This window comes from Synechococcus sp. MU1611 (assembly GCF_020514255.1).
In the GTDB taxonomy this organism is placed as follows: Bacteria; Cyanobacteriota; Cyanobacteriia; order PCC-6307; family Cyanobiaceae; genus Parasynechococcus.
The window spans coordinates 481,965-495,056 of record NZ_VTLC01000001.1 but is presented as its reverse complement, the minus strand read 5'-3'; the positions used below and the strand labels follow the sequence as shown (position 1 = coordinate 495,056).

Annotated in this window: 14 protein-coding genes; 7 read left to right on the top strand and 7 right to left on the bottom strand. The window is 58.4% G+C overall.

Annotation, left to right across the window (positions count from 1 at the left end; all coding sequences use genetic code 11):
- Position 1 precedes the first annotated feature (1 nt).
- Entirely contained in the window at positions 2 to 1,933 is a 1,932-nt protein-coding gene (gene dxs, locus FZZ92_RS03035; protein WP_226422541.1) for a 1-deoxy-D-xylulose-5-phosphate synthase, read from the bottom strand.
- Positions 1,934 to 2,013: 80 nt separating this feature from the next.
- On the opposite strand from dxs, the gene ilvA reads away from it, so the two are divergent.
- Genes ilvA through FZZ92_RS03020 form a run of 3 tightly spaced genes read left to right on the top strand, consistent with a single transcriptional unit; the run spans position 2,014 to position 4,401 of the window.
- Positions 2,014 to 3,543 carry a threonine ammonia-lyase, biosynthetic gene (gene ilvA, locus FZZ92_RS03030; RefSeq protein WP_226397590.1) on the top strand — a complete coding sequence of 510 codons (1,530 nt, stop codon included), beginning with the start codon at positions 2,014 to 2,016 and terminating at the stop codon, positions 3,541 to 3,543.
- A 39-nt stretch (positions 3,544 to 3,582) separates the two neighbouring features.
- Positions 3,583 to 4,080: an SMC-Scp complex subunit ScpB gene (scpB, locus tag FZZ92_RS03025; RefSeq protein WP_226397589.1), complete on the top strand. Its 498-nt coding sequence runs from the start codon at positions 3,583 to 3,585 to the stop codon at positions 4,078 to 4,080.
- A 24-nt stretch (positions 4,081 to 4,104) separates the two neighbouring features.
- A complete protein-coding gene (locus FZZ92_RS03020; RefSeq protein ID WP_115022017.1) occupies positions 4,105 to 4,401 on the top strand; it encodes a YggT family protein in 297 nt (98 codons plus the stop codon).
- Here FZZ92_RS03020 and FZZ92_RS03015 read toward each other — a convergent pair.
- Together FZZ92_RS03015 and FZZ92_RS03010 are read right to left on the bottom strand one after the other, a co-directional pair.
- On the bottom strand, positions 4,390 to 4,875 hold the full coding sequence (locus FZZ92_RS03015; protein WP_226422540.1) for a hypothetical protein: 486 nt from the start codon (positions 4,873 to 4,875) through the stop codon (positions 4,390 to 4,392). The genes FZZ92_RS03020 and FZZ92_RS03015 overlap by 12 nt on opposite strands.
- An 8-nt stretch (positions 4,876 to 4,883) precedes the next feature.
- Complete coding sequence (locus FZZ92_RS03010) at positions 4,884 to 5,213, bottom strand: nucleoside triphosphate pyrophosphohydrolase family protein (RefSeq protein ID WP_115022009.1); 330 nt, start codon at positions 5,211 to 5,213, stop codon at positions 4,884 to 4,886.
- 56 nt (positions 5,214 to 5,269) lie between these two features.
- On the opposite strand from FZZ92_RS03010, the gene pyk reads away from it, so the two are divergent.
- From pyk to ftsH, 3 genes are read left to right on the top strand one after another with little or no spacing between them, the layout of a single operon-like run.
- Positions 5,270 to 6,721, top strand: coding sequence for a pyruvate kinase (gene pyk, locus FZZ92_RS03005; protein ID WP_226422539.1), 1,452 nt, complete (start codon positions 5,270 to 5,272; stop codon positions 6,719 to 6,721).
- 13 nt (positions 6,722 to 6,734) lie between these two features.
- Positions 6,735 to 7,964, top strand: coding sequence for an ABC transporter permease (locus FZZ92_RS03000; RefSeq protein ID WP_115022005.1), 1,230 nt, complete (start codon positions 6,735 to 6,737; stop codon positions 7,962 to 7,964).
- 59 nt (positions 7,965 to 8,023) lie between these two features.
- A complete protein-coding gene (gene ftsH, locus FZZ92_RS02995; protein WP_115094014.1) occupies positions 8,024 to 9,943 on the top strand; it encodes an ATP-dependent zinc metalloprotease FtsH in 1,920 nt (639 codons plus the stop codon).
- Positions 9,944 to 9,994: 51 nt separating this feature from the next.
- On the opposite strand, the gene FZZ92_RS02990 is transcribed toward ftsH, so the two are convergent.
- Together FZZ92_RS02990 and clpP are read right to left on the bottom strand one after the other, a co-directional pair.
- Positions 9,995 to 10,165 (bottom strand): DUF2256 domain-containing protein, encoded by a 171-nt coding sequence (locus FZZ92_RS02990; RefSeq protein WP_115022000.1) that lies wholly within the window; start codon positions 10,163 to 10,165, stop codon positions 9,995 to 9,997.
- On the bottom strand, positions 10,162 to 10,755 hold the full coding sequence (gene clpP, locus FZZ92_RS02985; RefSeq protein ID WP_115021998.1) for an ATP-dependent Clp endopeptidase proteolytic subunit ClpP: 594 nt from the start codon (positions 10,753 to 10,755) through the stop codon (positions 10,162 to 10,164). Before clpP ends, FZZ92_RS02990 begins: the two co-directional genes overlap by 4 nt.
- A gap of 81 nt (positions 10,756 to 10,836) precedes the next feature.
- Here clpP and psb29 point away from each other — a divergent pair, with 81 nt between their 5' ends.
- The gene (psb29, locus tag FZZ92_RS02980; protein WP_226422680.1) at positions 10,837 to 11,484 is read left to right on the top strand and encodes a photosystem II biogenesis protein Psp29; all 648 of its coding nucleotides are present in this window, start codon (positions 10,837 to 10,839) and stop codon (positions 11,482 to 11,484) included.
- On the opposite strand, the gene FZZ92_RS02975 is transcribed toward psb29, so the two are convergent.
- A complete protein-coding gene (locus FZZ92_RS02975; protein ID WP_226422538.1) occupies positions 11,466 to 12,821 on the bottom strand; it encodes a hypothetical protein in 1,356 nt (451 codons plus the stop codon). The genes psb29 and FZZ92_RS02975 overlap by 19 nt on opposite strands.
- 109 nt (positions 12,822 to 12,930) lie before the next feature.
- The gene (gene petN, locus FZZ92_RS02970; protein WP_011364412.1) at positions 12,931 to 13,032 is read right to left on the bottom strand and encodes a cytochrome b6-f complex subunit PetN; all 102 of its coding nucleotides are present in this window, start codon (positions 13,030 to 13,032) and stop codon (positions 12,931 to 12,933) included.
- Between the last annotated feature and the right edge of the window lie 60 nt (positions 13,033 to 13,092).

The window sequence follows — 13,092 nt, the reverse complement described above, 5'->3', positions numbered from 1 at the left end:
TTCAGGCCTGCAGAGCCTTGATCGAAGCGCTGGATGGCAGATCACCAGCGGCCTTGCTGAAGCGCTCAAGGATGCGTTCAGCCATCTGTGCAGGGGTTAGGCCAAGAGCTTCCTTGCTCTGTTGAGGAGTGGCGTGATCGACCAGCTGATCGGGAATGCCGATCCGCAGCATTGAGACAGTGATGTCCTGATCGCTCAACGACTCGAGAATGGCGGCCCCAAATCCTCCGGGGAGGGCTCCCTCCTCCATGGTGACCACACGGGGGATGCGTCGGGCCAGAGGATGAATGAGGGCCTGATCCAGCGGCCGCAGGAACCGGGCATTGATCACCGTGGTCGAAAGACCTGCTTCCTCAAGCAGGGTGGCTGTGGCAAGAGCCGGCGCCACCATGGCGCCGTAGGCAACGATCATCAAGTCGTCACCTTCCCGCAGCAGTTCTCCACGGCCGATCGGCAGGGATTCCCAACCCTCTTCCATCAAGGGCACGCCTTCACCCGATCCCCGGGGAATGCGCAGGGCTGTCGGTCCGTCGTGACTGAGGCAGGTCACCAGCATTTGCTGCAGCTCAGCCTCATCCTTCGGAGCCATCACCGTGAAATTGGGAATGGCACGCATGTAGCTGATGTCGTATTGACCCTGGTGCGTCGGCCCATCGGCACCGACGATGCCCGCACGATCCAGCACGAAGGTGACCGGCAGCTTCTGGATTCCAACGTCGTGGATCAACTGGTCGTAGGCCCGCTGCAGAAAGGTGCTGTAGATCGCGCAGACAGGACGCAAGCCTTCACATGCCATCCCCGCTGCAAGGGTGACGGCATGCTGCTCGGCAATGCCGACGTCCACGTACTGGTTGGGGATGGCCTTCTGCAGCAGATCGAGCCCGGTACCGGTGGCCATCGCCGCAGTGATTCCCACCACCCGACTGTTTTGCTCGCACAGCTTGACGAGGGTTTGACCAAACACCTTGCTGTAGCTGGGGGGCTTGGGTTTCGATGAGGGGATCGCCTTACCGGTATTGAGATCGAAAGCTGATTGCGCGTGGTAGCCGACCTGATCAGCCTCGGCGTAGGGATATCCCTTGCCCTTAGTCGTGACCACATGCACCAGAACAGGACCACCCTCACGGTGGGCCGCCTGAAAAGTGCGCACCATCTCACCGATGTCGTGGCCGTCGATCGGACCCATGTAAGTGAAACCGAGTTCCTCGAACACGGCACCAACCTTGGGAACAGCGAGACGTCGCATGCTTCCCTTCAGGCGATTGAGTTCCGCAGGAAGTTCTCCACCCATGAACGGCAGGTGACGAACACTCTCTTCGACACTTCCCGAGATGAACTGCATCGGTGGGCTGAGCCGCGCACGGTTCAGAACACTCGATAGGGCTCCCACCGGTGGGGAGATCGACATGTCGTTGTCGTTCAGCACCACCAGGAGCGGGGTATTGGGAAGGTGCCCCGCGTGATTGATGGCTTCCAGGGCCATGCCGCCTGTCAGGGCACCATCACCGATGACAGCAACGCATTTGTACGACTCACCCTTGTTGTCCCGCGCCATCGCCATCCCCAGCGCAGCGGATATCGACGTGCTCGCGTGACCGGCTCCGAAGTGATCGAAGCCACTCTCCGAACGCTTGAGGTATCCAGCCACCCCACGCTGCTGGCGCAGGGAATCGAAATCGTTGAACCGCCCTGTGATCAATTTGTGGGGGTATGCCTGATGACCGACATCCCAGACCACGCGGTCATGATCGAGGTCGAGGGTCTGGTAAAGAGCGAGTGTGAGCTCCACAACACCCAGACCAGGACCAAGGTGTCCACCACTGGTCGACACAACCTGCAGATGCCTCTCACGGATCTGCCGTGCCACATCCTCGAGCTGAGCCGGGCTGAGTCCGTGCAGTTCATTCGGATGCTTGAGATCTCCGAGATGCATGCACTGCCAGTTCCAATACGAGCAATCTACGGGAACCAGCCCGGATGCTGTCTGGATCGAACCCTTGGAAGAATGGTGAGATGACCGACTACCTGCAGCGGATCCTGCGTGCACGCGTTTACGACGTGGCGCGTGAAACCCCCCTGGATCACGCCCCCAATCTGAGCCGCCGACTGAACAACACGGTCTGGTTGAAGCGTGAGGATCTCCAGCCGGTGTTCTCCTTCAAACTGCGCGGCGCTTACAACCGCATGGCACAGCTGAGCGCAGACGAGCTGAAGCGCGGTGTCATTGCATCCAGTGCCGGTAACCATGCCCAAGGAGTGGCGCTAAGTGCCAAGCGACTCGGCTGTCGAGCGGTGATTGTGATGCCAAGCACTACGCCGGAGGTCAAGGTGCGCGCCGTGCGCGCCCTGGGCGGTGAAGTCGTGCTCCATGGCGAGACCTACGACGAGTGTTCCGCAGAAGCACAGCGGCGCTGCAAAGCCGAAGGTCTCACCTTTATCCACCCCTTTGACGATCCCGAGGTGATCGCTGGTCAGGGGACGATCGGGATGGAGATCATGCGCCAGGCAGAGCAGCCACCCAACGCCATCTACGTGGCAGTTGGTGGAGGTGGCCTGATCGCCGGAATCGCCGCCTACGTCAAACGGCTCTGGCCTGAAACCGAGGTCATTGGTGTGGAACCGATCGATGCCGATGCCCTGACCCGCTCCTTGGAGCAGGGGCAGAGGGTGGAGCTGGAGCAGGTGGGCCTGTTTGCCGACGGTGTCGCCGTGAGGAAAGTGGGCGAACACACCTTTGAGTTGGCCCAACAATTTGTCGATCGGATGGTCCGGGTCGACACCGACGCCATCTGTGCCGCCATCAAAGACGTCTTCGAAGACACCCGCTCCATCCTGGAACCTGCGGGCGCATTGGCGATTGCCGGTCTCAAGCAGGACGTGGCAGATCGCAACCAAGCAGGGCGCAATCTCGTAGCGGTGGCCTGCGGCGCCAACATGAATTTCGACCGCCTGCGCTTCATCGCCGAACGGGCTGAGCTCGGTGAAGAGCGGGAAGCGATGTTGGCCGTGGAGATTCCCGAATCACCCGGCAGCCTCAGGCGCCTCTGCGAACTACTGCGGGAACGCAGCCTCACGGAATTCAGTTACCGCATGACCGATGGCGCCACGGCGCAGATCTTCATCGGTGTGCAGGTGAAGGATGAGGACGATCGGTCATCTCTACTGAACCAACTGGAGCAGGGTGGCTTTCCCTCTCTTGATCTCAGCGACAACGAATTCGCCAAGGTCCATTTGCGCCACATGGTGGGAGGTCGGCTGCCGTCTTCAGCGCGAACCGCCTGCGCCGGGGAATGCCGAGAGCTGCTGTATCGCTTCGAATTCCCCGAACGACCGGGTGCCCTGATGAGCTTCGTTGATGCCCTACACCCGGGATGGAGCATCAGCATCTTCCACTACAGGAACCACGGTGCCGACGTAGGGCGAATCGTGGTGGGAGTTCTGGTGCCGAAACAGGAGATGGAAGGGTGGACCGACTTTCTCAGTGCCCTGGGGTATCGCCACTGGGATGAAACAAACAACCCTGCCTATGCACTGTTCCTCTGAGTTTCAGGACGGTAACTTGAGTGCTCTTGAGGGGTTGTGATGACGTCTGCATCCCTGCCCAAACGGCTCGAGGCCGTTCTTTATCTGAAGGGCAGACCCGTCAGTGTCGGCGAACTAGCTGAGCTGGCAGGAACCGAGCGTCGCGACGTGGAGGAAGCGCTCGTAGCTCTCACCGCCTCCTACGCCCAGCGAGACAGTGCACTGGAGATAGTTGAGCAGAGCGGTCGCTACGGCCTGCAGCTGAGGCCGGGCATGGGCGATCTCGTGAAAGACCTGCTGCCGGTGAATCTCTCCACCGCAACGTTGCGAACCCTCGCCACCATTGCCCTGAAGAAGCGGATTCTCCAATCCGATCTCGTGGATCTGCGTGGATCGGGTGCCTATGACCACATCAAGGAACTGGTGGCGCAGGAGTTCATCGAACGCCGCCGTCAAAGTGAAGGCCGCTCCTACTGGATCACCCTCACCGAAAAATTCCATCGCACCTTCTCAGTGCTTCCTGATCTCGGTGCAACCGATCTGACAGAAGCTGCATAAAGTCGGAGTAGATCAGCCCTCGTCATGGAATCTCTTCCCGTCACCCTGCTGCAGGTGCTGTCCCAGACCCTGCAGATTTACTCCCTGGTCTTGATCGTTCGGGTTCTGCTGAGCTGGTTCCCCAACCTCGACTGGGGCAACCCGGTGCTGAGCAGCGTCAGTGCGATCACCGATCCCTACCTCAACGCTTTCCGGGGACTAATTCCGCCCCTGGGAGGAATCGATCTGTCCGCCATCTTGGCGTTCCTGGCCTTGAATCTGCTTCAGAGCCTGGTGGGGCAGTCCATCAGTGCTTTTTACATGTCGGGATCAACCTGGTAAGGAATCTAGATTGATACCCCGTTCAAGCGGCAGCAGATCGTCGTCGTCGACATCGACGCGGGTTCGAACTGGCGCCTTGAAACCACGCGCCCGGGCATTTTTAATCTCAAACGGTCCTGGCGTTCCAGCAGGAACCGAAATACGCAACGCAAACTGGGATTGACCGGGGTTCACGTCGCCGATCGATCCCACCCGGGTTCTATTTGGAAGCACAGGTTCACCACTGGCGTCCAGGATTCGTGCGTAAACGTCGGTGTCGACAACGCTGTTCCGGCTGCTGTTCTCAACGTCACCGGTCAGCACATAGCAGCTGGCACCCACCGGACGGCTCAAGTCGGGCTGATTACCAGGGTCCTGTTCACCGCAGGGATCCAAGCGAACCCCACTGAGTTGCAGTTCAGCGGCATCACAGGGCAGCGCCAGTCCCAGCAGCAGCGGCAGGCTCAAAAAAAGCGTAAAAAGACGACGAAACATCGGGCAGATCAACGTTGGTCACCGCTGCCGCCGATGCGCCCACGGGCAGCTCGGCTCGACAGTTTTTGAAGATTGGCTTCTGCCACATCGTTCAGGTCATAACCCATTTCGCTGGCCAGCTGAGCCACGTACCAGAGCACATCGCCCAGTTCCAACTTGATCGCTTCGCGGGTCTCAACATCAAAGACACCCTGACGATCGCGAATCACCTTCTTGACCTTGTCGGCAACCTCGCCAGCTTCTCCCGTCAAACCGAGGGTCGGATAGATCGGATTACAGCCCACATCCGGGTAGGCAGCCGTCTTTCGAGCGGCGTCCTGATAGGAATTCATCTCCATGGGGCCCGTTAGGAAACGCCCGGATGGTAGTTTCCGCAAGGATTTTCAGCCACGATATGGGCCAGTTCGACCTGAACCGACGGACCAAGATCGTGGCCACCATCGGACCAGCCACTGAGAGTCCAGAGCGCATCAAGGAACTTGTGAGGGCTGGCGCGACGACGTTCAGGCTGAATTTCTCCCACGGAGACCACAGCGAACACGCCGCACGCATCGCCACCATTCGTCAGGTGTCTGAAGAATTGGGGCAGACCATCGGCATCCTCCAGGACCTTCAGGGTCCAAAAATCAGGCTGGGGCGATTCGCTGAGGGGCCGATCACCCTGGCCAACGGGGATCCGTTCACGCTCACCTCACGACCGGTGAGCTGCGACAAAACCATCGCAACGGTGACCTACGACAAGCTGGCCGACGAAGTCACCGCCGGGAGCAGGATTCTTCTCGACGACGGCCGTGTCGAGATGAAGGTCGATGCCGTCGACAAAGCGGAGCAGACCCTGCATTGCACCGTCACCGTTGGCGGTGTTCTTTCGAACAACAAGGGCGTCAACTTCCCTGACGTTCAGCTTTCCGTCCGTGCCCTGACCGACAAGGACAAGACTGATCTGGCTTTCGGTCTCAGTCAGGGGGTGGACTGGGTTGCCCTCAGCTTCGTTCGCAACCCCTCCGACATGGAGGAAATCCGCGGGCTGATCCGTGAACACGGTCATGAAACCCCTGTCGTGGCAAAGATCGAGAAATTTGAGGCCATCGATCAGATCGATTCCATTCTTCCGCTCTGCGACGGCGTAATGGTGGCCCGTGGTGACCTGGGGGTGGAGATGCCGGCGGAGGAAGTTCCTTTGCTGCAGAAGGAACTCATCCGCAAGGCCAACAGCCTGGGCATTCCGATCATCACGGCGACCCAGATGCTGGATTCAATGGCCTCCAGCCCCCGGCCGACCCGTGCCGAAGTTAGCGATGTAGCGAACGCCATCCTTGATGGCACCGACGCTGTGATGCTGTCCAACGAGACCGCTGTGGGGGATTTCCCCGTGGAAGCCGTGCAGACCATGGCCACCATCGCCCAACGGATCGAGAAGGACTATCCCCAGCGCTCCATCGACAGCCACCTACCCAGCACAATTCCTAACGCGTTGAGTGGTGCGGTCAGCACAATCGCCAGCCAACTCAACGCATCGGCGATTGTTCCACTCACCAAAAGTGGCGCAACGGCACGCAACGTCAGTAAGTTCCGACCGGCGGCGCCGATCCTGGCCATCACACCTGATCGCACCGTTGCCTGTCGCCTTCAGCTGGTGTGGGGGGTGACCCCCCTTGTCATCCCTCAGGGAGAACGCACCACGCAGACCTTTCACGCGGCCATGGTTAAAGCCAGGGAGCTGAACCTGCTCAAGGAGGGAGATCTCGTCATTCAGTCCGCAGGCACCCATGCAGGGGTCTCTGGATCCACTGATCTGGTCAAAGTGAGCATCGTGAGCAACGAAGCTGAGGCGACACTGCTCTGAACGACAACACACCATGAACCGGCGCATGCCCGCCACTGAAACGGTGCGGATGGCCCTGTCCACCCTGCGGAGCAACAGACTTCGCAGCCTGCTCACCATGGTGGGCATCGTGATCGGAAACGCCTCGGTGATCACCCTGGTGGGCGTTGGACGTGGTGCTCAGGGGCTGGCTGAAGAGCAGCTGACCAATCTCGGCGCCAACGTCTTGTTTGTGGTTCCGGGCAACAACAACACCCGTCGCCAGGGAGTAACGCGTCCGAAGACCCTCGTGCTTGAAGACGCAGAAGCCATCGCGGAACAAGTCCCCAGCGTCAAGCGGGTGGCGCCCCAAATCAACAGCAACCAGGTGGTTCAGGCCGGGGCGCGCAGTGCCACAAGTTCGATCTACGGCGTCACACCGGAGTTTGTGCCGGTTCGCAGCTTTGAGGTAGCGAAGGGACGTTTCATTAGTTCCCAAGACGAATCAGGCGCTCGGGCTGTTGCGGTTTTGGGCTCTGATCTGCGGACAAAACTGTTTCCAACCGGTGCGGCGATCGGTCAGCAGGTTCGCATTGGCAATCAGGCCTTCAAGGTTGTCGGTGTGATGGCCCCGAAAGGAGCCGTGTTCGGGAGCAACCAGGATGAAAATGCTTATATCCCTCTCTCAACAATGGTGAGCCGGATCACCGGTCGGGATCCCATTTACGGCGTCAGCCTCACCTTCATCAGTGTTGAAGCAAGGGATGAACAAAGCACGGGCGCTGCCAAGTTCCAGATCACCAATCTGCTGAGGCAGCGTCACCGGATTCTTCGGGATGACGATTTCGCGGTGCGTTCCCAGAAGGATGCCCTCACCATCGTCGGCACCATCACCGGAGGCCTCACTCTGATGCTCGCTGCCATCGGAGGGATCTCTCTCCTGGTGGGCGGCATCGGGATCATGAACATCATGCTGGTCTCCGTGAGCGAGCGCACCGAGGAGATCGGTCTGCGCAAGGCCTTGGGAGCCCGCAGCAGCGATGTGCTGCAGCAGTTTCTTGTGGAGTCGCTGGTGCTCGCCAGCCTGGGCGGCGCCATCGGCACCTTGGTTGGTCTGGGAACAGTGAGCCTTGTGGCTGCATTCACTCCACTCCCGGCCGCAATCGGCGCGACAACAGTTGTTGTCACGGTGGGACTCTCAGGATCGATCGGACTGTTCTTCGGCGTCGTTCCGGCCCGTAGAGCCGCCAAGCTCGACCCGATTGTGGCCCTGAGAAGCCTCTAAACAAGGCCCCCGAAATCCAGTCCATCTCCTTTACACTAGTTAATTATTTCTTTCAGCTCATGAATCAGCGCTGGCGCCTTCTTGCTCTCTGGCTTCTGCCGATCGGCGTCGTGTTGCTGATTGGTTGGCAGGTGGTCAGCAACGGAGGCATCAATAGCCTCAGCCAAGACAGCAATGGCACCACTGTTGCTCCACGCAATGCAGCGGTGGCCCGCATGAGCTACGGCCGATTCCTCGACTACGTCGAAGCAGGTCGTGTGACCGCCGTTGATATCTATGACGGGGGCCGTAATGCAGTCGTGGAGGCTGTCGATCCAGACCTCGACAACAGAGTTCAGAGACTTCGCGTTGACCTCCCAGGTCTTGCTCCGGAGCTGATCAACACACTCAAAACTGAAGGCATCAGCTTCGATATCCATCCCCCTCGCACGGCACCACCTGCCCTTGGCGTGCTGGGCAATCTCCTGTTCCCACTTTTGCTGATTGGTGCGCTGATTTTTCTGGCCCGCCGCAACAGCAACATGCCTGGCGGCCCTGGTCAAGCCATGCAATTTGGCAAGAGCAAGGCGAAGTTCATGATGGAAGCCGAAACTGGCGTGATGTTTGACGACGTCGCAGGCGTCACAGAAGCCAAGCAGGAACTCGAAGAGGTCGTCACCTTCCTCAAGCAGCCCGAGCGATTTACTTCCGTGGGTGCTCAGATCCCGCGTGGCCTGCTGCTGGTCGGCCCTCCTGGAACAGGCAAAACACTTCTCGCAAAAGCCATTGCAGGTGAAGCAGGGGTTCCGTTCTTTGCTCTTTCGGGCTCTGAGTTTGTTGAGATGTTTGTTGGTGTTGGTGCCAGCCGTGTCCGCGACTTGTTCAAAAAGGCCAAAGAAAACAGCCCTTGCTTGATCTTTATCGATGAAATCGATGCCGTTGGCCGTCAGCGCGGTGCGGGAATCGGTGGAGGCAACGACGAGCGCGAGCAGACGCTGAACCAGCTCCTGACGGAGATGGATGGATTTGAAGGAAATAGCGGAATCATCATTATTGCGGCGACCAACCGTCCCGACGTACTCGATTCAGCGTTAATGCGACCCGGTCGTTTTGATCGCCAGGTGACCGTTGATGCTCCTGACATCAAAGGTCGTCTTGCCATCCTCGATGTTCACTGCCGCAACAAGAAGCTTGACGCAGAGCTTTCTCTAGAAAGCATTGCCCGCCGAACCCCTGGTTTCACCGGTGCGGACCTGGCCAACCTGATGAACGAGGCAGCCATCCTCACCGCCCGCCGAAGGAAGGACTCCATCGGTCTGAGTGAGATCGACGACGCGGTCGACCGCATCATCGCCGGCATGGAAGGACGTCCCCTTACCGACGGTCGCAGCAAGCGTCTGATCGCTTACCACGAGGTTGGTCACGCCCTGATCGGAACTCTGGTTAAGGATCACGACCCTGTTCAGAAGGTCACCCTGGTTCCTCGTGGTCAAGCTCAAGGTCTCACCTGGTTCTCGCCGGATGAGGAGCAAACCCTTGTCACCCGTGCACAGCTCAAGGCGCGAATCATGGGCGCTCTTGGCGGTCGGGCAGCCGAAGACGTTGTTTTCGGTCACCAAGAAGTCACCACTGGAGCTGGTGGCGACATCCAGCAGGTGGCTTCGATGGCCAGGAACATGGTGACCCGGCTAGGCATGAGTGATCTTGGACCTGTTGCCCTTGAGGGTGGTGGTCAGGAAGTCTTTCTAGGCAGGGATTTGATGTCTCGTAGCGAAATCTCCGAGTCGATTTCCCAGCAGATCGACATCCAGGTGCGCGACATGGTAAAGCGCTGTTATGACGAAACCGTGGAGATCGTGGCTTCCAATCGCGAAGCTATCGACCGCCTGGTGGAATTGCTGATTGAGAAGGAAACCATGAATGGTGATGAGTTCAAGGCTGTTGTCGCTGAATTCACCGCTGTTCCTGAAAAAGACCGCACCGTCGTCACCCTGGACTGAGTCCAAGGTCCAACAACCAAAAGCCCCCGCCTTAATCAGGCGGGGGCTTTTTTATGGGTTCGATTTGTTCTTACGTCGACGACAGCGATCGGAACAGTAGACAACGTCATCCCAACAATTTCTCCAGGCCTTGCGCCACTCAAATGGTCGGGCGCATACCGGGCAAATCTTGCTGGGACGGTTGTTTTTTAAACCTCCGTTTTTGGATCCACCCCGCTTCAAGCGACAGCCTGAACGGGGCGCTTGTCGATCACCGAATCAATCAAGCCGTAGTTCACCGCTTCGGTGGGGGACATGAAGAAATCACGGTCCGTGTCGTGCTGAATACGGTCCAGCGGTTGACCTGTGCGATCAGCAAGCTCCTGATTGAGTCGATCCTTCAGGAAGAGAATTTCATCAGCCTGGATCCGAATGTCACTCGCCTGTCCCTGTGCACCACCCAAAGGCTGGTGAATCATGATTCGGGAATGCTGAAGGCTGCTGCGCTTGCCCTTGGTGCCGGCACAGAGAAGAAAGGCACCCATGCTGGCGGCGAGGCCCACACAAACGGTGTGCACATCTGGTTTGATGTGCTGCATGGTGTCGAAGATGCCGAGGCCGTCGTAAACAGAGCCTCCAGGGGAGTTGATATAGAGGTAGATATCTTTTTCAGGATCCTCAGCTTCGAGGAACAACATCTGAGCAACGATCCGATTGGCAGAGTCACTCGTGACTGCTTCACCAAGGAAGATGATCCGCTCGCGCAAGAGTCGGGAATAAATGTCAAAGGCCCTTTCCCCCCGGCCGGACTCCTCAATCACAATCGGGATCATTTGAGCTTGAGCAGGGTCAAACAATCCTAACGGCGATGTCTGCGGCGCTAGGGTTCCGGCCATTCATTCATGGACTGCACGTTGGCCGAAAGTCAGACCATCGCAGACAGCAAACGGTCGTTTCATCAGTCCTTTCCCCACGTCATCGCGCCGCTGTATCGCCGGCTCGCTGACGAGTTGCTGGTGGAGCTACACCTGCTGAGCCATCAGAGTCGCTTTGAAGCCAATGAGCTCTTCAGCGTCGGACTCTGCACAGTGTTCGACACCTTTACGAAGGGATATCGGCCGGAAGCCCAGACAGAAGGGTTGTTCAGCGCCCTCTGTAGCAGCAATGGCTTTGACGCTGCAGGCCTGCGTAAGACCAGCACAATGCTGATTGATGAGGCCAAAGGCAAAGATCTAGACAGCATCAAGACCTGGCTGTCCTCCAAATGTCTCCCCGATGGCGGCCACTATTCGCGATTGATGGCAGTAGGCCTGATGCGCCTGCTTGAGGCTGCCGAAGTGGATGGCACCAGCCCTGACAGTCAGGCCCTGGGGGAAAAGTGCAAGGAACTCGCCGAAAGCCTCGGCTTACCCGCAGATCGTGTCGAGAAAGATCTGTCGCTGTTTGGCTCAAACAGGGAACGGATGGACCAGGCGGTTGACCTGGTGCAAGAAACCATTGCGGCCGAAAAGCGGAAAAAGGAGCGCCGTTTAGCGGAACAGGCTCAGGGCAGTGCCAGCTGAAGCCGCAGCCATCCGGGCTGTCGCTCTTTAGGCAGTGCTGTCATCTCAAGCTCCAGCTGAGATGCGTTGCGAATCACACTGGGCCAGCCCGGTCCAAGCCAGCCCAGCCGAACCAATTCATTTGGTCGGCCTCGGAGACGAAGACGTTGTTGACCATGGCGTTTCAGAGGGCCCTGATCAAGAGTCGGTGCTTCGCCCAAGGCAAGCAACATCTCAACCCGTCCCTGCGTCTCAGGACCAATCGACCATCCACCACTGGGATCACCCTGGGGATCAAGCCAGACATCGGCAAAACGGTTGGAGCTTGGCCCCTTGGGCATCAGCAGTGGGCGTTGCTCACGTTGGAATCCGCGCCGCAACAATGCTGTTGAAACAGCATCAAGGCTGGCCTTGAGTTGGCCGATTTGATCAGCTGGAACCATCAACCTGGCTTGAACGGAGGCGCGAAAGCGACCATCGTCGAGGCCATCCACGCGCAGAACGACAGGAGCAGCGAGCAGAACATCACGAAGCTCCTGAGGGAGTCCATAACGGCTGGTCAGCTGCTCAGCGATCAAAGGGTTGTTCAGAAAGGATCCGAGCAGTGGCTGTAAAGCAACGCTGTTCAGCTGGAGATAACTCAAGGAGGAATCGAACCGAACACGCTTGATTCGACCGCGAGCCAGTCCATCCTTTAGGGAGACAAAGGGTCTGGAGGCGACAGGCCCCTCAGCCATGAGCCGATCTCCCCGAAGCACAACCCGCAGGCAGCCGTGAGACACACTTGCCAAGGAGGGGAACAGGGGCCCACTGATCGACGCCAACCCCGATGGTTGCCACTGAACAGCCGTTGCGCTGGTGAGACGCTTCAGGCAGTTCTGCTCCAGTGGCGACGGTGTACGTGACTCAAGCGGGGGGAGTTGATCAAAGCTGATGCGATGCAGCTCATCAGCAAAAAGAAGATCCAGAGAAGACGGATCCGATGAGCTCGGGAGAGCAAGAACGGGTTCACCGTCATCCAGCCAGATCAGCCACCAAACTGCACGTCCGTGGCGTTTCCAACGATCAAGAGCAGCATCAGGAGAAAGCCGCTTCTGCCAGATCAGAGGTACAGGAGATGTTGGATCAGCTTCAAAACTCTGAACCAGCCGAGCGCTTCTTGTGATCTCGAACAGCTCTGCTGTTCCTCGGCGATTCAGAGTGGGCGTGAGGTTGGACGCGCTGAGCAGAAGGCTAGGAACAACAAGAATCAGACCCAGCAGGAGAGCCGTGCACGGATAGGCAACCAGCTGCCTCCGAATGGAACCAATCAGGATGAAGATTTGGTTGGACCCTTGCGGCGTCGCCGGTCTCTCCATTCGATCGTTGAGAGGTAGATCACCGCAACGCTGACGAAGCCAAGAAGCACTGCTGCCGTGACCGCCAGGGTCTGGCTAAGAAGTGGTGCGTCTTGAAGCACAGATTCGATCAGAAGTTCAGGGTTCCGTCACCGTTGCGTCCCCAGACGACCATGGCGATAGAGAAACTGAACATGGCGGCCAAGGAAGCCCAACCCAGAGTGAACAACATGCGCTTGACCGCTTGAATGTTGAGATCCTACCTAGGGTCAAGCATGATTTCGTACTGCGG